This is a genomic window from Leclercia sp. GLN_9, assembly GCF_043105735.1.
GTDB lineage: Bacteria > Pseudomonadota > Gammaproteobacteria > Enterobacterales > Enterobacteriaceae > Enterobacter > Enterobacter adecarboxylatus.
The window spans coordinates 99339-119050 of record NZ_JBICLV010000022.1; the positions used below are offsets into that span (position 1 = coordinate 99339).

At 56.1% G+C, this 19712-nt stretch carries 17 protein-coding genes; 10 read left to right on the top strand and 7 right to left on the bottom strand.

What is annotated here, in order from left to right; genetic code table 11:
* Window positions 1–19 precede the first annotated feature (19 nt).
* From hpf to npr, 4 genes are all read left to right on the top strand, one after another.
* Window positions 20–307 carry a ribosome hibernation promoting factor gene (gene hpf, locus ACF8PE_RS15735; RefSeq protein ID WP_032614483.1) on the top strand — a complete coding sequence of 96 codons (288 nt, stop codon included), beginning with the start codon at window positions 20–22 and terminating at the stop codon, window positions 305–307.
* Between the two features lie 82 nt (window positions 308–389).
* A complete protein-coding gene (gene ptsN, locus ACF8PE_RS15740; RefSeq protein ID WP_032614485.1) occupies window positions 390–881 on the top strand; it encodes a PTS IIA-like nitrogen regulatory protein PtsN in 492 nt (163 codons plus the stop codon).
* Window positions 882–926: 45 nt separating this feature from the next.
* Window positions 927–1781 carry an RNase adapter RapZ gene (rapZ, locus tag ACF8PE_RS15745; RefSeq protein ID WP_032614487.1) on the top strand — a complete coding sequence of 285 codons (855 nt, stop codon included), beginning with the start codon at window positions 927–929 and terminating at the stop codon, window positions 1779–1781.
* Window positions 1778–2050, top strand: coding sequence for a PTS phosphocarrier protein NPr (gene npr, locus ACF8PE_RS15750; RefSeq protein WP_032614489.1), 273 nt, complete (start codon window positions 1778–1780; stop codon window positions 2048–2050). Before rapZ ends, npr begins: the two co-directional genes overlap by 4 nt.
* On the opposite strand, the gene mtgA is transcribed toward npr, so the two are convergent.
* The 5 genes from mtgA to lptF all read right to left on the bottom strand — a co-directional run bounded on the left by mtgA (window position 2047) and on the right by lptF (window position 8301).
* Window positions 2047–2772: a monofunctional biosynthetic peptidoglycan transglycosylase gene (gene mtgA / locus ACF8PE_RS15755; RefSeq protein ID WP_155167431.1), complete on the bottom strand. Its 726-nt coding sequence runs from the start codon at window positions 2770–2772 to the stop codon at window positions 2047–2049. The two genes, npr and mtgA, sit on opposite strands and share 4 nt — an antisense overlap.
* Window positions 2769–3422 (bottom strand): isoprenoid biosynthesis glyoxalase ElbB, encoded by a 654-nt coding sequence (gene elbB, locus ACF8PE_RS15760; RefSeq protein ID WP_151586562.1) that lies wholly within the window; start codon window positions 3420–3422, stop codon window positions 2769–2771. Before elbB ends, mtgA begins: the two co-directional genes overlap by 4 nt.
* A 228-nt stretch (window positions 3423–3650) precedes the next feature.
* A complete protein-coding gene (gene arcB / locus ACF8PE_RS15765; RefSeq protein WP_059307105.1) occupies window positions 3651–5984 on the bottom strand; it encodes an aerobic respiration two-component sensor histidine kinase ArcB in 2334 nt (777 codons plus the stop codon).
* 134 nt (window positions 5985–6118) lie between these two features.
* A complete protein-coding gene (lptG, locus tag ACF8PE_RS15770; RefSeq protein ID WP_151586564.1) occupies window positions 6119–7201 on the bottom strand; it encodes an LPS export ABC transporter permease LptG in 1083 nt (360 codons plus the stop codon).
* Window positions 7201–8301, bottom strand: a complete 1101-nt coding sequence (gene lptF, locus ACF8PE_RS15775; RefSeq protein ID WP_032614497.1) for an LPS export ABC transporter permease LptF — start codon at window positions 8299–8301, stop codon at window positions 7201–7203. Before lptF ends, lptG begins: the two co-directional genes overlap by 1 nt.
* 266 nt (window positions 8302–8567) lie before the next feature.
* On the opposite strand from lptF, the gene pepA reads away from it, so the two are divergent.
* From pepA to ACF8PE_RS15800, 5 genes are all read left to right on the top strand, one after another.
* Entirely contained in the window at window positions 8568–10079 is a 1512-nt protein-coding gene (gene pepA / locus ACF8PE_RS15780) for a leucyl aminopeptidase (RefSeq protein WP_032614499.1), read from the top strand.
* Between the two features lie 119 nt (window positions 10080–10198).
* Window positions 10199–10642 (top strand): DNA polymerase III subunit chi, encoded by a 444-nt coding sequence (gene holC, locus ACF8PE_RS15785; protein WP_059307104.1) that lies wholly within the window; start codon window positions 10199–10201, stop codon window positions 10640–10642.
* Window positions 10642–13497, top strand: coding sequence for a valine--tRNA ligase (locus tag ACF8PE_RS15790; RefSeq protein WP_059307103.1), 2856 nt, complete (start codon window positions 10642–10644; stop codon window positions 13495–13497). The genes holC and ACF8PE_RS15790 overlap by 1 nt, the downstream gene beginning before the upstream one ends.
* Before the next feature lie 123 nt (window positions 13498–13620).
* Entirely contained in the window at window positions 13621–14124 is a 504-nt protein-coding gene (locus tag ACF8PE_RS15795) for a GNAT family N-acetyltransferase (RefSeq protein WP_032614505.1), read from the top strand.
* A gap of 83 nt (window positions 14125–14207) precedes the next feature.
* Entirely contained in the window at window positions 14208–15227 is a 1020-nt protein-coding gene (locus ACF8PE_RS15800) for an NAD(P)-dependent alcohol dehydrogenase (protein WP_032614507.1), read from the top strand.
* Between the two features lie 95 nt (window positions 15228–15322).
* Here ACF8PE_RS15800 and ACF8PE_RS15805 read toward each other — a convergent pair whose 3' ends face one another.
* Window positions 15323–16960, bottom strand: coding sequence for a dihydroxyacetone kinase subunit DhaK (locus ACF8PE_RS15805; protein ID WP_059307101.1), 1638 nt, complete (start codon window positions 16958–16960; stop codon window positions 15323–15325).
* Window positions 16961–17097: 137 nt separating this feature from the next.
* Here ACF8PE_RS15805 and ACF8PE_RS15810 point away from each other — a divergent pair, with 137 nt between their 5' ends.
* On the top strand, window positions 17098–18600 hold the full coding sequence (locus tag ACF8PE_RS15810) for a helicase HerA-like C-terminal domain-containing protein (RefSeq protein WP_059307100.1): 1503 nt from the start codon (window positions 17098–17100) through the stop codon (window positions 18598–18600).
* A 17-nt stretch (window positions 18601–18617) separates the two neighbouring features.
* Here ACF8PE_RS15810 and ACF8PE_RS15815 read toward each other — a convergent pair whose 3' ends face one another.
* On the bottom strand, window positions 18618–19568 hold the full coding sequence (locus ACF8PE_RS15815) for a TIGR01212 family radical SAM protein (RefSeq protein WP_155167688.1): 951 nt from the start codon (window positions 19566–19568) through the stop codon (window positions 18618–18620).
* Window positions 19569–19712: the final 144 nt, after the last annotated feature.

Genomic DNA, 19712 nt, shown 5'->3' on the forward strand with positions numbered 1-19712 from the left:
AACCGATAAGGAAGACACTATGCAGCTCAACATCACTGGACACAACGTCGAAATTACTGAGGCCCTGCGCGATTTTGTGAACACTAAGTTCGCCAAGCTTGAGCAGTATTTCGAGAGGATCAACCAGGTCTACATTGTGTTAAAAGTGGAGAAAGTGACGCATATCTCGGATGCGACCTTGCACGTTAACGGAGGCGAAATTCATGCCAGTGCGGAAGGACAAGACATGTACGCGGCTATCGACGGCTTGATTGACAAGCTGGCACGACAGCTAAACAAACATAAAGACAAACTGAAACAACACTAATTGTCCGGGCAGTTAACGGGTGCAGGTTGGCCTGTTGTGAAACACAACGGGCCCTTTGTACAGTTAGCGCTTAGGTGAAATTATGATGAATAACGATTCAACTCTACAACTGAGCAGTGTCCTTAATCAGGAATGTACCCGCAGTGCCGTCCACTGCCAGAGCAAAAAACGTGCGCTGGAGATCATCAGTGAACTGGCTGCAAAACAGCTGAGCCTGCCGCCGCAAGTGGTGTTTGAAGCGATCCTGACCCGTGAAAAAATGGGCAGTACCGGCATCGGCAACGGCATCGCCATTCCCCATGGCAAACTTGAAGAGGATACGCTGCGCGCTGTAGGCGTGTTTGTTCAGCTGGAAACACCTATCGCCTTTGATGCCATTGATAACCAGCCTGTCGATTTGCTGTTTGCCCTGCTGGTGCCAGCCGATCAGACCAAAACACATTTGCACACCCTCTCGCTGGTGGCCAAACGTCTGGCGGATAAAACCATCTGTCGCCGTTTGCGCGCGGCACAGAGCGATGAGGAGCTTTATCAAATCATTACGGAAACGGAAGGCAGTCAGGATGATGCGTAATCGGGTGATGGCTTTGACATCTGTAGTCCTGAGGAGAAACGGTACATGGTGCTGATGATCGTCAGCGGTCGTTCGGGATCCGGCAAATCGGTTGCCCTGCGTGCGCTGGAAGATATGGGCTTTTACTGCGTGGATAACCTGCCGGTGGTGCTGCTGCCTGAGCTGGCGAGATCGCTGGCGGATCGACAGATCTCCGCCGCGGTCAGCATCGACGTGCGTAACATGCCTGAATCGCCGGAGATCTTTGAGCAGGCGATGAGCAATTTGCCAGAGGCGTTTTCACCTCAGTTGCTGTTCCTTGATGCCGATCGCAATACACTGATCCGTCGCTATAGTGATACCCGCCGTCTGCATCCGCTCTCCAGCAAAAATCTGTCGCTGGAAAGTGCCATCGACCAGGAAAGCGATCTGCTGGAGCCGCTGCGCTCTCGTGCCGATCTGATCGTTGATACCTCTGAAATGTCCGTGCATGAGCTGGCGGAGATGCTGCGTACCCGTCTGCTGGGCAAACGCGAGCGTGAGCTGACGATGGTGTTTGAATCCTTCGGCTTTAAGCATGGTATTCCTATCGATGCAGACTATGTGTTTGACGTGCGTTTCCTGCCGAACCCGCACTGGGATCCGAAGCTGCGTCCAATGACCGGCCTCGATAAACCTGTTGCCGCGTTCCTTGACAGGCATACGGAAGTCCACAACTTTATCTATCAGACGCGCAGCTACCTTGAACTCTGGTTGCCGATGCTGGAAACAAACAATCGCAGCTATTTGACGGTGGCGATTGGCTGTACCGGGGGCAAACACCGTTCGGTCTATATTGCTGAGCAACTGGCTGACTATTTCCGCTCGCGCGGCAAAAATGTGCAGTCCCGTCATCGTACGCTGGAAAAACGTAAAACATGACCGTAAAGCAGACCGTTGAGATCACCAATAAGCTGGGCATGCATGCACGCCCGGCGATGAAGTTATTTGAACTGATGCAGGGGTTTGACGCGGAAGTTCTGCTGCGTAATGACGAAGGCACTGAAGCCGAAGCCAATAGCGTGATTGCGCTGCTGATGCTGGACTCCGCCAAGGGCCGACAGATCGAAATCGAAGCGACCGGCCCACAGGAAGTCGAGGCGCTGGCGGCGGTGATTGCATTGTTCAACGCCGGGTTTGATGAAGATTAATGCAGCTTATGGGCCTGCATAAACCATTCCCCGCCCAGTTGACGCATCTGGCGCAGGATCCACGCCTGACGGCTGCGAACATAGCCTGAAGGCGCACTGGCCTTAAAGCGAATGGGGTTCGGTAACACGGCGGCCAGCAGCGCGGCCTCTGATGCTGACAGTCGGCTCGCAGGTTTATGGAAATAGCGCTGGGCAGCGGCTTCAACACCAAACACCCCTTCGCCAAACTCTGCAATATTCAGGTACACCGTCAGGATGCGTTTTTTACTCCACACCGTTTCGATCCCCAGCGTCAGCCCGGCTTCAAACCCTTTTCTCATCCAGCTACGTCCGTCCCACAAAAACAGGTTTTTCGCCGTCTGCTGAGAAAGCGTCGATGCGCCGCGAATACGGCTCTCATTGCGCTCGTTATGCGCTAACGCCTTCTCTATCGCCCCAACGTCGAATCCCCAGTGGTCCGGGAATTTCTGATCTTCAGCAGCAATAACGGCCAGTCCCATCCACGGCGAGATCTCATCCATGCTCACCCAGTCAGAGTGGGCAACGTAGCTGAAATCCCCTCGCAGCCAGCTCCCCAGCTGACGTTCAATCATCACTGCGGAAAACGGCACCGGCACGAAGCTGAACAGGGTGATACCGCCGCCCCAGAAGACCGCCAGCACCAGCAGAACGCGGATGACGATCCGTCTTACCCAGCCACATCGGGGACGCTTCAATCTCATTCAGCCAGCACCAGCACACGGGTAACCAGCTTCTCGATACCGGTCGCGGCTTCCGCAATGTTCTGCGCCAGCATGTACGCAGGGGTAGTCACGATCCTGTTATCTTCGTCGACCACGATATCGTCCACCGGGCAAGGGATGTGCTCGCCGCCCATATCCTCAATGGCCTCGGCAGTATCAATGTCAGTGCCGATGGTCAGACGCAGCGGGATATCGAAGATGGCGGGCAGCATAGCCGGAGCGATACAGATAAAGCCCAAGGGTTTACCGGCCTCATGCATCTGCAGCGCCAGGGTTTTTAAATCGCTCTCTACCTGGCAGGCGCTGCCTTCATGGGCAAAATTGCTCAGGTTTTTTGCGGCACCAAAACCGCCCGGTACAATCAGCGCATCCAGTTCGGCGGCACGCGCTTCACTGAGTGGGCGGATCTGGCCGCGTGCAATTCGCGCCGCCTCAATCAGGACATTTCGGCTTTCCGCCAGCGGCTCACCGGTAAGGTGATTAATGACATCAGACTGGGCTTTGTCCGGGGCGAAACAGACCGCTTCTGCGCCGTTGCGCGTCAGCGCCAGCAGCGTCAGAACCGCTTCATGAATTTCAGAACCATCGTAAACCCCGCAACCGCTCAGTACCACGCCAACCTTTTTCATCCTGCGATCCCTCTCGAAAAATGTTACATGCACATTAAAAATTCTGATTAAAATGGTGTGCTTCACACATTTAACTGATTCATGTAACAAAGTATTTAAGTTTTGCTATCTTAACTGCGTGCGGCCTAAATTTTCCGGCTACGCCATTATCTTAAAAAAACATCTTCAGGCGCAGCCACGATTTCCCTGGTGTTGGCGCAGTATTCGCGCACCCCGGTTTAGCCGGGGTCATTTTTTTCTGCTTTCCACCCAGGCTTTCAGAACGGCCACATCGTTTTGCCACTCCTGCTTCATCTCTTCAACCCATTCACCCACGTTATCTTCCCACGCTGGTAAATCCGGGGACTGGATCTGCTGACCAAGCTGCTGCAGATGACGCAAACCGACCGAGCCGGCCGCACCTTTGATCTTATGGCCCTCTTCTACGATACCTTTCCGATCCCGCGCCGTCAGGTTGGACTCCAGCACGTTCAGATAACCCGGCATCATCTTTTCGAAAATGGCCAGGCCGTCGGTAATCAACTTCGGCCCCACCAGATCGATGTACTGCTCAAGCATGTCGATATCCAGCAAAGACTGCGCTTTTTCCGTATCTACCGTCGTCATGGTGCTCTCCTCTTCGTCACAGGTGTCCCAGTACTTCTTAATCATGGCGGTTAAGGCCGGCACCGCCAGCGGTTTGCTCAGTACATCGTCCATACCGGCATCCAGATACTCTTTCTTGTCTTTCAGCACGTTGGCGGTGAGTGCCACCAGCGGCGGCAGTTCATCACTGGCATAACGGCTGGTGAGTTCACGCGAGATGTCCAGGCCGGTCATGTCCGGGAGCTGGATATCCAGCAGCACCAGGTCGTATTCTCCTGGGGTGAACATCTCCAGCGCAGCCTTGCCGGTCATGGCGACATCCACGCTGCTGCCGAGTTTCTCCAGCACCGACCGCGCCACAATCACGTTCAGCTCAATATCTTCCACCAGCAGCACATGCAGGGCAGGCAGCGGCATCGCGTCGTGGTCGAAGGTGTCTTCGACCTCCTCCGCAACCGCCGGGGCACGAACGCTCAGTTTAAAGACGGAGCCGTGACCTGGGTTGCTGCTCACCGTGATGTCGCCCCCCATGCTCTTCGCCAGGCGGCGCGATACCGCCAGGCCAATACCGGTTCCGGTGGCGGGCTTGCCGCCGTGGCTATCTTTAACCTGATAATACATGGCGAAGATTTTGTCCTGCTCCTCCTGCGGGATACCGATACCGGAATCCTCTACCTCGAAGTGCAGCATCTCGCCCTCGCCGTAACGCACGCGAACCGCAACCTGGCCGCTCTGGGTGAACTTGACCGCGTTGCTGATCAAGTTCCACAGGATCTGACGCAGGCGTGTGCCGTCAGTCACCACCTTATGCGGCAGTGGCAGCGTTGGCTGCATCACAAAGCGTAGCCCTTTCTGCTGGGCCTGCAGGCCGGAGAGGTTCTCCAGATCGGCAAGGAAACCGGTGAAGTCCACCGGCTGGTTATCCAGCTGAACCTTACGTCGTTCCATCTTATCCATATCAATAATATCGTTGAAGATATTGCCGAGCGTGACCGCTGAAACATGGATCGTTTTCAGATATTTCTCCTGCTCGGTCGTGAGTTCGGTATCGAGCAGAATGCGGCTGAGCCCCACGATGCCGTTGAGCGGGGTACGCAGCTCATGGCTGATGGTAGAGATAAAGGTGGTTTTATCGCGGCTGGCGCGCTCCAGGGCATCCTGATAGCGCTTACGCTCGGTAATATCACGCCCGAAGCCCATCAGCCCGTGGCGTTTACCGACGCGATCGTAGTAAGGCACTTTGCGGATTTCGAAGCAGGCTTTGCGCCCGTCCGGGTAGTCGAGCCACTGTTCGTAGGTCAGTGAGACGTTATGCCGGAAGACCTTCTCGTCAGTTTCGATAACTTTGGCTGCCGCCTCGGGTGAATAGACATCCTGCGGGCGCAGGCTGACGAGCTGCTTTTCGCTCTTGCCGGTCAGTAGCTCCATCGCCCGGTTACAGCCGGAGAACTCTTTGTCTTCATTGCGGTAGAAGACCAGATCCGGGGAGGCATCGAGGAAAGAGCGCAGGAACGACGATTGCTGCTCGAGCTGAATTTGCGTCTGCTCGCGCTCTTTCATTTCAATTTTCAGCTGTTCCAGCGTGGTCTGGCGCTCGGCCTCGGCTTTTTCACGATCTGAAATCTCCTGGTTCAGCTGAGCAATGTTGTCTTTTAACTGCACGTTGAGCTTCAGGTCGCGCTCGCGCATCTCTTCCAGCTTTTCCACCAGCCGGGTCAGCCGCTGGCGCGACTCTTCCAGCTGTTCAACCACGACGGAGAGGAAATAGACCGCCCAGGGGGTGATCAACAGGCCAAAGAAAATCGACCGAATAAGGTCAATGCTCTCAACCTGACCGTGCAGCACCATGGTAATAGCCATCTGCACCACAATCGCCAGAACCACCAGCGCCAACGCCAGCAACAGGGAGAAGCGTACCAGGCCGAGCTTCATCATCAGATCGACATAATATTGCGCCAGTAACCGAATTTGCTTCATAGGGGATCTCTTCACGACGTCATCGCACAATAATACTCAAATTTCAGGCAAGACGTTGAAGGTTGTGCAAAAAAGTGAGGGGTAAAACAGAGGATACACCTCACCTCCCAAAGAGGGAGATGAGGTGTCAGGGGTCAGGAGCGCTTCAGGAGCATCCAGAGGCTGATCAGGAAGAAGGAGGCGCTCGGCAGCAACGCACCAATAACTGGCGGGATACCGTAAACCAGAGTCAGCGGACCGAAGATCTGATCGAGAACGTAGAAGACAAAGCCGAAGCTGATACCGGTTACGACACGTACCCCCATGGGAACGCTACGCAGTGGGCCGAAGATAAATGACAGCGCCATCAGCATCATGACCGCCACGGAGAGCGGCTGAAAGATCTTGCTCCACATATTGAGCTGGTAACGTCCGGCGTCCTGGCCGCTCGACTTCAGGTACTTCACGTAGTTGTGCAGGCCGCTGATGGAGAGCGCATCAGGATCCAGCGCCACCACACCGAGCTTATCGGGGGTCAGGTTGGTTTTCCAGGTGCCAGTGACCGTCTGCGAACCGGTGATCTGTTTCGGATCCTGCAGGTTGGACTCGTCCACCTGAGACAGACGCCAGACTTTTTTCTCGGTATCGAAGGTGGCCGACGTGGCATAACGTACCGCCTGCAGACGACGCTGATCGTTAAAGCTGTAGATACTCACGCCACCGAGCGTGTTATCGCCCGTCACACGTTCGATATAGACAAAGTTAGTGCCATCTTTCGCCCACAGACCCTGCTGGGTCGAGAGCAGCGAGCCGCCATACATCATCTGTGCGCGGTAGTTACGCGCCATCTGCTCGCCCTGCGGTGCAATCCACTCGCCCATTGCCATGGTCAGAAATACCAGCGGGATCGCCGTTTTCATCACCGACAGGGCAACCTGCATACGGGTAAAGCCCGACGCCTGCATCACCACCAGCTCACTGCGCTGCGCCAGCATCCCCAGCCCCAGCAGCGCGCCTAACAGTGCCGCCATCGGGAAGAAGATTTGCACATCTTTTGGAATACTGAGCAGGGTATACATGCCCGCGCCCATTGCATCATAGTTCCCCTGCCCGGCCTTTTTCAGCTGGTCGACAAACTTGATGATGCCGGAGAGCGACACCAGCATGAATAACGTCATCATGATGGTGGTAAAAATAGTTTTACCGATATAGCGGTCAAGAACGCCAAACGCCTGCATTACACCGCTCCTTTACGCGTAAACCTGGCTCGTACACGGCGCATCGGCACGGTATCCCACAGGTTGAGGATGACGGCCAACAGCAGGTAGAGTCCGTTAATCACCCAGGTCCAGATAACCGGGTCGATTTTTCCTTTACCGCCATTCGATTTGATCGAGGTCTGCAGCAGGAAGAACACCAGATAAAGCAGCATCGCGGGCAGCATAGAGAGCACCCGGCCCTGACGTGGGTTTACCACGCTGAGCGGCACGACCATCAACGCCATCATAAATACGGTGAATACCAGCGTGATTCGCCAGTGCAGCTCCGCACGGGCGCGATTGGTATCGGTATTAAGCAGCGTACGCATGCTCATCTGCTCAGTATCGGTAGGATCCAGCGCCACCGTTTGATGACCAATAATCGCCTGATAGTTCTGGAAGTCGGTAATGCGGAAATCACGCAGCAACGCTGTGCCTTCGAAGCGGGTGCCTTTGTTCAGGGTCACGATCTGCGAACCGTCTTTACCCTGGGTGAGCTGACCGGAATCGGCCACGACCACGGATGGGCGGGCATTACCTTTGGGGCGGAGTTGCGCGAGGAAGACGTCGTTAAAGCGGCTGCCATCCACGCTTTCAATAAACAGCACGGAGTTACCGTCGGTCGCCTGCTGGAACTGCCCCTGCGCCAGTGCGGCCATGCCGGGGTTCGCTTTCGCTTCAGCCAGCACCTCATCCTGATGACGCGAGGAGACAGGCCCGGCCCACATCACGTTCACCGCGGCCACGATGCCGGTAAACAGCGCCAGAACCATGGCGGCTTTAATCAGTACCGCTTTGCTCAGACCGCATGCATGCATGACGGTGATTTCACTTTCGGTATAAAGCTTACCGAGCGTCATCAGCAGTCCGAGGAAAAGGCTTAATGGCAGGATAAGCTGCGCCATTTCAGGCACGCCTAACCCGAGCAGAGAAAGCACCAGATTTGTGGGAATTTCGCCGTCGACAGCCGCGCCGAGGATCCTCACCAGTTTCTGACAGAAAAAGATCAGAAGCAGGATGAAGAGTATCGCCAACTGGCTTTTTAGCGTCTCCCGCACCAGATATCTTATGATTATCACATTAAATACGCCCGTAAAAACCCGTCTCTTTGCAGGAAAATCGCTTGTTTCATGGCTTAAACGTCATTTATTCTCTTGAGTCGTCGAAATCATCGCTAAGATTACAACACCCGGCGGATTCGCGCTTCAGCAGTTGTTATGACGTGTCGAAACCGTAATAACGTAAGATTAACACGAAGTCACCGCAACAGCGGGCATGAGTTACGAAAGGTTTCAATTCTATCCGTAGCTGCCGCTGTTGTCTTTAAGATTCAGGAGCGTAGTTCATGGAGTTCAGTGTAAAAAGCGGTAGCCCGGAAAAACAGCGGAGTGCCTGCATCGTCGTCGGCGTGTTTGAACCCCGCAGACTCTCTCCGATCGCAGAACAACTCGATAAAATCAGCGATGGCTACATCAGCGCCCTGCTGCGCCGTGGCGAGCTGGAGGGCAAACCAGGACAGACGCTGTTGCTGCATCATGTGCCGAACGTATTGTCCGAGCGCATCCTGCTGATTGGCTGTGGCAAAGAGCGCGAGCTGGATGAGCGCCAGTACAAACAGGTTATTCAGAAAACGATTAATACGCTGAATGATACTGGCTCAATGGAGGCCGTGTGCTTCCTGACCGAACTGCACGTCAAAGGCCGCAACACCTACTGGAAAGTGCGTCAGGCCGTTGAAACAGCGAAAGAGACGCTGTACAGCTTCGATCAGCTAAAAACCACCAAAAGCGAACCTCGCCGTCCGCTGCGTAAAATGGTCTTTAACGTACCAACCCGCCGTGAACTGACCAGCGGCGAGCGCGCCATTCAGCATGGTCTGGCGATCGCTGCCGGTATCAAAGCCGCGAAAGACCTCGGCAACATGCCGCCAAACATCTGTAATGCCGGTTATCTCGCCTCCCAGGCGCGCCAGCTGGCGGACTCCTACAGCCAAAACGTCGTCACCCGCGTGATTGGCGAGCAGCAGATGAAAGAACTGGGTATGCACTCCTATCTGGCGGTCGGCAACGGTTCACAAAACGAATCCCTGATGTCAGTCATTGAGTACAAGGGCAACCCGTCTGAAGACGTGCGTCCAATTGTGCTGGTCGGTAAAGGCCTGACTTTCGACTCCGGCGGTATCTCCATCAAACCGGCCGAAGGCATGGATGAGATGAAGTACGACATGTGCGGTGCAGCGGCGGTCTACGGCGTGATGCGCATGGTCGCGGAACTCCAGTTGCCTATCAACGTAATTGGCGTACTGGCAGGCTGTGAAAACATGCCGGGCGGCCGTGCTTATCGCCCTGGCGACGTGCTGACCACCATGTCCGGGCAGACTGTTGAAGTGCTGAACACCGATGCTGAAGGCCGTCTGGTGCTGTGTGACGTGCTGACCTACGTTGAACGCTTCGAGCCAGAAGCGGTTATCGACGTGGCCACCCTGACTGGTGCCTGCGTGATTGCGCTGGGCCATCACATCACCGGCCTGATGTCGAACCACAATCCATTGGCACATGAGCTGATCGGCGCCTCTGAACAGGCGGGCGACCGTGCCTGGCGTCTGCCAATGGCCGATGAGTACCAGGAGCAGCTGGAGTCCAACTTTGCGGATATGGCTAACATCGGTGGGCGTCCTGGCGGTGCAATTACTGCAGCCTGCTTCCTGGCGCGCTTTACCCGCAAATACAACTGGGCGCACCTGGATATCGCCGGTACGGCATGGCGTTCCGGTAAAGCCAAAGGCGCCACTGGCCGCCCTGTGGCCCTGCTCTCGCAGTTCCTGCTCAATCGTGCCGGGTTTAACGGCGAAGAGTAATGTAAAACGCCGGGGGGCGGCTTCGCCTTACCCGGCCTGCAAACGGCATTTAACCGTAGGCCGGGTACGCGCAGCGCCACCCGGCTTTGCATTTAAATCCACCACAAGAAGCCCCATATATGAAAAACGCAACGTTCTATCTTCTGGACAATGACACCCAACAGGATGGCTTAAGCGCCGTTGAACAGCTGGTGTGTGAGATTGCCGCAGAACGTTGGCGCGCAGGTCTTCGCGTGCTGATTGCCTGCGAAGATGAGCAGCAGGCCATCCGTCTGGATGAAGCCCTGTGGGCACGACCGTCTGAAAGCTTTGTTCCGCATAATCTTGCGGGAGAAGGACCGCGCGGTGGCGCGCCGGTGGAGATCGCCTGGCCGCAAAAACGCAACAGCAGCCCGCGGGATATTTTAATCAGCCTGCGCATCGGCTTTGCAGATTTTGCCACCGCTTTCACAGAAGTGGTAGACTTTGTCCCTCACGAAGATTCTTTGAAACAACTGGCGCGCGAACGCTATAAAGCGTACCGCCTGGCTGGTTTTAACCTGAATACGGCAACCTGGAAATAATGGAAAAGACATATAACCCACGCGATATCGAACAGCCGCTTTACGAGCACTGGGAACAGCAGGGCTATTTCAAGCCTAACGGCGATGAAAGCAAAGAGTCCTTCTGCATCATGATCCCGCCGCCGAACGTCACCGGCAGTTTGCATATGGGTCATGCCTTCCAGCAGACCATCATGGATACCATGATCCGTTACCAGCGCATGCAGGGTAAAAACACCCTCTGGCAAGCGGGGACGGACCACGCGGGTATTGCGACCCAAATGGTGGTTGAGCGTAAAATTGCCGCTGAAGAAGGTAAAACCCGCCACGACTACGGTCGCGACGCCTTTATCGACAAAATCTGGCAGTGGAAAGCAGAATCCGGCGGCACCATTACCCGTCAGATGCGCCGTCTCGGCAACTCCGTGGACTGGGAGCGCGAGCGCTTCACCATGGACGAAGGCCTTTCTAACGCCGTTAAAGAAGTATTTGTCCGTCTGTATAAAGAAGATCTGATTTACCGTGGCAAGCGCCTGGTAAACTGGGATCCGAAACTGCGCACCGCCATCTCAGACCTGGAAGTGGAAAACCGCGAGTCTAAAGGCTCCATGTGGCATATCCGCTATCCGCTGGCCGACGGCGCGAAAACCGCAGACGGTAAAGATTATCTGGTCGTCGCTACCACGCGTCCAGAAACTCTGCTGGGCGATACCGGCGTGGCCGTGAACCCGGAAGATCCGCGTTATAAAGATCTGATTGGTAAATTCGTGGTGCTGCCGCTGGTTAACCGCCGCATTCCGATTGTGGGCGATGAACACGCCGACATGGAAAAAGGCACTGGTTGCGTGAAAATCACCCCCGCGCACGACTTTAACGACTATGAAGTTGGCCGTCGTCACGCCCTGCCGATGATCAACATCCTGACCTTTGATGGCGACATCCGTGAAAGCGCGGAAGTGTACGACACCAAAGGCGAAGAGTCCGACGTTTACTCAAGCGATATCCCGGCTGAGTTCCAGAAGCTGGAACGTTTTGCCGCGCGTAAAGCAGTGGTTGCCGCTGTTGATGCCCTGGGCCTGCTGGAAGAGATCAAACCTCACGATCTGACCGTTCCTTACGGCGACCGTGGCGGCGTGGTGATCGAGCCGATGCTGACCGACCAGTGGTACGTCCGTGCTGACGTGCTGGCGAAACCGGCTGTAGAAGCGGTTGAGAACGGTAGCATTCAGTTCGTGCCAAAGCAGTACGAAAACATGTACTTCTCCTGGATGCGCGATATTCAGGACTGGTGTATCTCCCGTCAGCTGTGGTGGGGTCACCGCATCCCGGCGTGGTACGACAACGACGGCAACGTCTACGTTGGCCGTACTGAAGACGAAGTGCGTCAGGAAAACAACCTGAGCGCTGACGTGGCGCTGCGTCAGGACGAAGACGTGCTGGATACCTGGTTCTCCTCCGCGCTGTGGACTTTCTCCACCCTCGGCTGGCCAGAAAACACCGACGCGCTGCGTCAGTTCCACCCAACCAGCGTAATGGTGTCCGGCTTCGACATTATTTTCTTCTGGATCGCCCGCATGATCATGATGACCATGCACTTCATCAAAGATGAAGATGGCAAGCCGCAGGTTCCGTTCCATACCGTCTACATGACCGGTCTGATCCGCGACGACGAAGGCCAGAAGATGTCCAAGTCCAAGGGCAACGTTATCGACCCGCTGGACATGGTGGACGGTATCTCCCTGGAAGATCTGCTGGAGAAACGTACCGGCAACATGATGCAGCCGCAGCTGGCTGAGAAGATCCGCAAGCGCACCGAGAAGCAGTTCCCGGACGGTATCGAGCCACACGGCACCGACGCCCTGCGTTTCACCCTGGCAGCGCTGGCCTCAACCGGCCGCGACATTAACTGGGACATGAAACGTCTGGAAGGTTATCGCAACTTCTGTAACAAGCTGTGGAACGCCAGCCGCTTTGTGCTGATGAACACCGAAGATCAGGATTGCGGCTTTAACGGCGGCGAAATGACCCTGTCGCTGGCAGACCGCTGGATCCTGGCTGAATTCAACCAGACGACCAAAGCGTTCCGCGAGGCGCTGGATAGCTATCGCTTCGATATCGCGGCAGGCATCCTGTACGAGTTCACCTGGAACCAGTTCTGTGACTGGTACCTGGAGCTGACCAAACCGGTAATGAATGGCGGATCTGAAGCGGAACTGCGCGGTACGCGCAACACCCTGATCACCGTTCTGGAAGGTCTGTTGCGCCTGGCGCACCCGATCATCCCGTTCATCACCGAAACCATCTGGCAGCGCGTGAAGGTGATTGCTGGCATTAATGCCGATACCATCATGCTGCAGCCGTTCCCGGCCTTCGATGCCGCGCAGGTTGATGAAGCCGCGGCTGCCGATACCGAGTGGCTGAAGCAGGCGATCGTTGCCGTGCGTAACATCCGTGCCGAGATGAACATCTCCCCGGGTAAACCACTGGCGCTGCTGCTGCGCGGTTGCAGTGAAGCTGCGGTGCGTCGCGTGACCGAGAACAACACCTTCCTGCAGACTATGGCCCGTCTGGAGAGCATCACCGTGCTGCCTGCGGATGATAAAGGTCCGGTCTCCGTGACCAAAATCATCGACGGCGCCGAGCTGCTGATCCCGATGGCTGGCCTGGTTGATAAAGATGCTGAGCTGGCGCGTCTGGCAAAAGAAGTGGCCAAAGTCGAAGTCGAAATCGGTAAGATCGAAAGTAAACTGTCTAACGAAGGCTTTGTTGCCCGCGCCCCGGAAGCGGTCATCGCCAAAGAGCGTGAACGTCTGGTTGGTTTCGCGGATGCTAAAGCGAAGCTGATTGAGCAGCAGGCGGTTATCGCCGCGCTGTAAAGCGTTACCCCCTTACGCTTCAGGGCGTAAGGGGGATTCTTCCTGAAAACTCCTCGCTTGCACTCCCCTTTCTGCGATGCTATTAACAGCAGATGTGTGTCAATTTTTGTCATGAGTAATGCTATGAGCGTGATTACCCCCGCTGCGACCGCCATGCGTCGTATCTCTCAACAAGACAACAGTGCGATTGCGACCGTTATCCGCACAGTGTCTGCCGAATACGGTCTGACCGCCGACAAGGGCTACACGGTTGCCGACCCAAACCTGGACGAGCTGTTTCAGGTTTACAGCCAGCCGGGCCACGCCTACTGGATCATCGAACAAAACGGCAGCGTTGTCGGCGGCGGCGGTGTTGCCCCCCTGAGCTGCAGCGAACCGGATATTTGCGAACTGCAAAAGATGTATTTCCTGCCCTCCGCACGCGGAAAAGGGCTGGCGAAAAAGCTGGCGCTGGTTGCTCTCGACCACGCGCGCGCCGAAGGCTTTAAACGCTGCTACCTCGAAACCACTGCCTTCCTCAAAGAAGCTATTGCCCTGTATGAGCACCTTGGCTTTGAACACATTGACCACTCCCTGGGCTGCACCGGACACGTGGACTGCGAAGTGCGGATGTTGAAAACATTGTAATTCCTTTCCTGCCCCCTTCTGTTAAGCGGTTGTAAACTGAATGCTCTACACTCTCAGTTCCACACCATCAGGGGGTAAATATCATGTCAAAGATAAAAAGCTACGCCGCACCGCAGGCGGGTGCAGAACTTGAGCTGTACGAATACGATGCGGGCGAGCTGAAAGCAGAAGACGTCGAAGTCCAGGTCGATTACTGCGGGATCTGCCATTCCGATCTGTCGATGATCGATAACGAATGGGGCTTTTCGCAATACCCACTGATTGCCGGGCACGAAGTGATTGGCCGCGTGGTTGCTCTGGGCAGTGCTGCCCAGGATAAAGGGCTGAAGGTTGGTCAGCGCGTGGGCATCGGCTGGACTGCACGGAGCTGTGGGCACTGCGATGCCTGTATCAGCGGCAACCAGATTAACTGCCTTGAAGGGGCTACCCCAACCATTCTGAACAACGGCGGTTTCGCTGACAAACTGCGCGCCGACTGGCAGTGGGTCATTCCTCTCCCTGAACAGATGGATATCGAATCTGCCGGTCCGCTGCTGTGCGGCGGGATCACAGTCTTCAAACCGCTGCTGATGCACCATATCACCGCCACCAGCCGCGTGGGGGTAATCGGTATTGGCGGTCTGGGCCATATCGCCATCAAGCTTCTGCATGCGATGGGCTGCGAAGTGACGGCGTTCAGCTCCAACCCGGCGAAAGAGCAAGAAGTGCTGGCGATGGGAGCCGACAAGGTAGTGAACAGCCGGGATCCTGAGCTGTTGAAAGCGCTGGCCGGTCAGTTTGATCTGATCATCAATACCGTTAACGTCGATCTCGACTGGCAGCCGTACTTTGAAGCGCTGGCCTACGGCGGTAATTTCCATACCGTGGGTGCCGTCCTGAAGCCCCTGCCGGTTCCAGCCTTCACGCTGATCGGCGGCGATCGCAGCGTGTCAGGTTCTGCGACGGGCACACCGTATGAGCTGCGCAAGCTGATGAAATTTGCCGGCCGCACCAAAGTCGCCCCGACCATCGAGACGTATCCGATGTCGAAAATCAACGAAGCCATCCAGCACGTTCGTGACGGCAAAGCCCGTTACCGCGTGGTGTTAAAAGCAGATTTCTAAGCCGCTAAAGCACGATGGCACTGCGCCTGTAACATTCAAAACGGTAACGGTTGTTACCGTTTTGCTTTCACCCCGCCGCCACCCGATGTTTTCACCTACCGCATAAATGCAGCAAACACCTCGGCCACCGCTACTGCGCCAGGATCGGTCACCCCGTGCAGATTCTCTTTGTTGACATAGGATGAACGTCCGGCCCCGGCCTTGCCCATGCTTGCCGTGGCATCGGCCCCCTGTTGCGCTGCGCTGGCGGCGGCCTGAAGATCCCCTGTCTGCAACGCTTCCAGCGCGGGCTGGAGCGCATCGATCAAGGTACGATCGCCGCGATCTGCCCCACCATAATGTTTCATTTGCGCAAGCCCGGTCAGTAAGGCATCGGGTAAGGATTTACCGCTACGCAGCGCCTGTCCGGCGGCAGTGAAGAAGATCGACATCAACACGCCGCTCGATCCCCCCATCACCGTCGCCAGCCGCTCACCCACCACCAACAACAGCTGCGGCAGATCGTCCAGCGGCAACCGATCCTCCTCCAGCCATTGCGCAATGTCCCGCGCACCTTGCGCAAAGGTCGATCCTGTATCGCCATCTCCCACTTTCGCATCCAGCGCGTTAAGGCGATTTTCCAGGGCGATTAAGCAGCCCGTTGCCGCGGCGAGATACCGGGCGACGTTTGCATTCGCTGACGGGGTAAACTCCACGCTGTAGTACAGTGGGGTATGCGCCAGCGTGCGCAGCGGGGTAAAGGCCACGGGCTTTTGCCAGCCCAGCGTCTCTACCGGCGCGTTGAGCGCCTGTTCAAAAGCCGTATTCAGTTTCAGCAGGGATAAGGAAAAGCCCTTCATGTCCAGCGAACTCACCAGCGGTGCCGGGCCAATAAAATACGCGATCTGATTTTTCAGGGCCGAATGCGCCAGCTCTTTGGTCAGCAGCGCCATCTCCAGCGCCGAGACGCCGCCGAGGTTATTGATGAGCACGGCCAGCCGTCCTTCACCGGCCTGCGCCAGCAAGGGCTTCACCAGCGTCTCGATAATCGCCCTGCTGTTTTGCGTATCGACCACCGAAGCCCCTGGCTCACCGTGGATCCCCAGTCCCAGCTCAACATGGCCTTTCCTGATACGCCCCTCTTCATCGTCGCTGCCCGGCAGATTGCAGGTCTGCATCGCCACCCCCAGACTCCAGAGGTTGTCGCAGGCCTGAAGGGCCATGTCCCGCACATCGCTCAGCGATTTCCCCTGTTCGGCGGCATACCCGGCAATTTTATGCACTAGCGCAGTTCCGGCAATGCCGCGCGGCTGCTTGTTATCCGGCAGAGCAATATCATCGGCCACAATCACCATCTCCACTTTGAGTCCGAAGCGCTTGGCTTTTTCCGCCGCGAGGCCAAAGTTGAGACGATCCCCGGTATAGTTTTTGACGATCAGCAGGCAGCCGCGATCCCCTGTCACCGCCACGATAGCGTTCAGCACCGCCTCTACGCTTGGTGAAGCAAACAGATCGCCACAGACGGCAGCGGTAAGCATTCCTTTACCTACAAAGCCTGCATGCGCCGGTTCATGACCGGATCCGCCGCCAGAAATTACCGCCACGCGGCTTTTATCCCAGTCGGCACGCACCACCACACGGATAGCCGGATCGCTATCCAGTTTGACGAGATTGCCGTGTGGGGCAGAGATGAGCATACCTTCAATAGCATCATTAACCAGCTGTTTGCGGTCATTAAAGAAGAATCTGGACATAGCTTTCCAATATGTTGTTAACCCTATGCAAAAGCATAGTCCGTGCTGGATAACGCGCCGCAAAGTCGGAAACTGACACATCCACTTTACCGTCAGGTTGCCTATACTCCACGCAGGAATGAACGAGGAAGCCGATCATGAGTACACCCCTGCTGATTGCCCGGACGCTGGATAATGAATTGTCTCTCCTGCCCGCCATGGCTAACCGACATGGCCTGATTACCGGTGCCACCGGCACGGGTAAAACGGTGACGCTGCAAAAGCTGGCTGAGTCATTTTCGCGTATCGGCGTGCCGGTATTTATGGCCGACGTTAAAGGCGATCTCAGCGGCATTGCCCGGGAGGGCATCGGCTCGGAGAAGCTTCTTGAACGGTTGAAAAATATTGGCGTTACCGACTGGCAACCCGAGAGTAATCCGGTGGTGGTCTGGGATATTTTCGGTGAGAGAGGTCACCCGGTACGCGCCACGGTTTCCGATCTCGGCCCGCTGCTGCTGGCGCGTCTGCTCGACCTCAACGAGGTACAAACCGGCGTACTGAACATTATCTTCCGCATTGCCGACGATCAGGGATTGCTGCTGCTCGACTTCAAGGATCTGCGGGCCATTACCCAGTACATCGGAGATAACGCCAAATCTTTCCAGAATCAGTATGGCAACATCAGTAGCGCCTCCGTGGGGGCTATCCAGCGCGGATTGTTGACGCTGGAACAACAAGGCGCCGGGCACTTCTTTGGCGAACCCATGCTGGATATCAAAGACTGGATGCGTACCGACAGCAACGGCAAAGGCATTATCAACATCCTGAGTGCAGAAAAGCTCTACCAGATGCCGAAGCTCTACGCGGCCACCTTGCTGTGGATGCTCTCCGAACTCTTTGAGCAACTGCCTGAAGCGGGCGATCTGGAAAAACCGAAACTGGTTTTCTTCTTTGACGAAGCCCATCTGCTGTTCAGTGATGCGCCCCAGGTTCTACTGGATAAGATCGAACAGGTGATCCGCCTGATCCGCTCCAAAGGCGTGGGCGTGTACTTTGTTTCGCAGAACCCGGCCGATATTCCCGACAACGTACTGGGCCAACTGGGCAATCGTGTCCAGCATGCTTTGCGCGCCTTTACGCCAAAGGATCAGAAAGCCGTGAAAGCCGCAGCGCAGACCATGCGCACCAACCCGGCTTTTGATACCGAAGCAGCCATCCAGGCGCTGGGTACCGGCGAGGCGCTGATCTCGTTTCTCGATGCCAAAGGCAGCCCGTCAATGGTGGAGCGCGCGATGGTCATCGCCCCTAACTCACGGATGGGGCCAATCAGCGACGATGAGCGTAACGGACTGATTAACCACTCCCCGGTCTACGGTAAATACGAAGATCAGGTGGACAGAGAATCTGCATTTGAGATGCTGCAAAAAGCGGTGCAAACCCGTACGGCGCAACAGGAGGCCCCCGCCGCGAAAGACCAGCCCGTGGCAGTCGATGACGGGATACTGGGCGGGTTGAAAGACATCCTGTTTGGCAGCACCGGTCCGCGCGGCGGTAAACGCGACGGTGTCGTACAAACCATGGCGAAAAGCGCGGCGCGTCAGGTGACAAATCAGATTGTACGTGGAGTGCTGGGCAGCTTATTAGGCAGACGCCGGAAGTAAATCTTTTCTCTCAACCCTCAGGAAAGAGGGCTGGGGGTGAGCGGATCAGGCATTATCCATGCCCGTCCCAGCGCCGAACCCTGCCCTCCCTGCTCATTCAGGTAGCGGTCAAGCTCCACCATCCCCGTCCAGCGGTTCTCACACCATAGCGGTGCCAGCAGCGTTGGACGGCGGGCGCTGGCGGAGATACGGTGATACACCACCTCCGGCGGTGTGTGACGGATCATCTCTCCGGCTGTCAGCACATACTCGTCCAGCTCGATGCCGTTGAGTCGCCCGGCTTCCCAGGCTTTGGCCATAATACTGCCCGTAACGATATGCAGCGGGTGCAGCTTGATGCCGTCAACGCCGGTCTCCACCACCTTATGCAGGGTTTCCAGTGCGTGGGCTTGCCCTTCACCCGGCAGACCGACAATCAGATGAGTACAGACCTTAAGTCCGCGTTCGCGTGCCAGTTGGGTGGTGCGTTGATAGCAGGCGAAATCATGGCCGCGGTTGATGCGATGCAGGGTTTTATCGTGCGCGGTCTGTAATCCCAGCTCCAGCCAGATTTCATACCCCTGCTCTTTGTATTCGCTGAGCAGATCGAGCACCGCCTCGGGCACGCAGTCAGGCCGTGTGCCGACGCAAAGCCCGACGATGTTGGCCTGACTCACCGCCTGCTGATACATCGAGCGCAGCACCTGCACTTCCGCCCAGGTACTGGTATAGGCCTGAAAATAGGCCAGATACTGTTTCGCCCGGTTAACTAACGTCGACTGGTGAGCAAGCTGTGCAGCGATAGACTGATGCTGCTGTGATTCGTCAGCAAAGGAGGCCACATTACAGAAGGTACAGCCGCCGCGCCCGATGGTGCCATCGCGATTGGGGCAGCTAAAGCCGCCGTGCAGCGACAGTTTATGGACCTTTTGCCCGTACCGGCGTGAAAGATCCCCACCAAACATATTGACTAATTTCTGTAACTGCATAATCTGATAGACCGCCCCGTAGAAAGGGGACAAGCCTGCCATTTTCAACCTCCGACGGCGATGACCTGGATCAATCGTCCCGGCGAGCTTTTATCCTTTGCATAATTAACCAGGATAATTGCAATTTCATTCATCGCCTTTCTA

Excerpts from the sequence above, each read along its gene's own strand:
- hpf (WP_032614483.1), top strand. The coding sequence starts at position 20 with ATGCAGCTCAACATCACTGGACACAACGTCGAAATTACTGAGGCCCTG.
- ptsN (WP_032614485.1), top strand. The coding sequence starts at position 390 with ATGATGAATAACGATTCAACTCTACAACTGAGCAGTGTCCTTAATCAG.
- rapZ (WP_032614487.1), top strand. The coding sequence starts at position 927 with ATGGTGCTGATGATCGTCAGCGGTCGTTCGGGATCCGGCAAATCGGTT.
- npr (WP_032614489.1), top strand. The coding sequence starts at position 1,778 with ATGACCGTAAAGCAGACCGTTGAGATCACCAATAAGCTGGGCATGCAT.
- mtgA (WP_155167431.1), bottom strand. The coding sequence starts at position 2,772 with ATGAGATTGAAGCGTCCCCGATGTGGCTGGGTAAGACGGATCGTCATC.
- elbB (WP_151586562.1), bottom strand. The coding sequence starts at position 3,422 with ATGAAAAAGGTTGGCGTGGTACTGAGCGGTTGCGGGGTTTACGATGGT.
- arcB (WP_059307105.1), bottom strand. The coding sequence starts at position 5,984 with ATGAAGCAAATTCGGTTACTGGCGCAATATTATGTCGATCTGATGATG.
- lptG (WP_151586564.1), bottom strand. The coding sequence starts at position 7,201 with ATGCAGGCGTTTGGCGTTCTTGACCGCTATATCGGTAAAACTATTTTT.
- pepA (WP_032614499.1), top strand. The coding sequence starts at position 8,568 with ATGGAGTTCAGTGTAAAAAGCGGTAGCCCGGAAAAACAGCGGAGTGCC.
- holC (WP_059307104.1), top strand. The coding sequence starts at position 10,199 with ATGAAAAACGCAACGTTCTATCTTCTGGACAATGACACCCAACAGGAT.
- ACF8PE_RS15790 (WP_059307103.1), top strand. The coding sequence starts at position 10,642 with ATGGAAAAGACATATAACCCACGCGATATCGAACAGCCGCTTTACGAG.
- ACF8PE_RS15795 (WP_032614505.1), top strand. The coding sequence starts at position 13,621 with ATGAGCGTGATTACCCCCGCTGCGACCGCCATGCGTCGTATCTCTCAA.
- ACF8PE_RS15800 (WP_032614507.1), top strand. The coding sequence starts at position 14,208 with ATGTCAAAGATAAAAAGCTACGCCGCACCGCAGGCGGGTGCAGAACTT.
- ACF8PE_RS15805 (WP_059307101.1), bottom strand. The coding sequence starts at position 16,960 with ATGTCCAGATTCTTCTTTAATGACCGCAAACAGCTGGTTAATGATGCT.
- ACF8PE_RS15810 (WP_059307100.1), top strand. The coding sequence starts at position 17,098 with ATGAGTACACCCCTGCTGATTGCCCGGACGCTGGATAATGAATTGTCT.
- ACF8PE_RS15815 (WP_155167688.1), bottom strand. The coding sequence starts at position 19,568 with ATGCAGTTACAGAAATTAGTCAATATGTTTGGTGGGGATCTTTCACGC.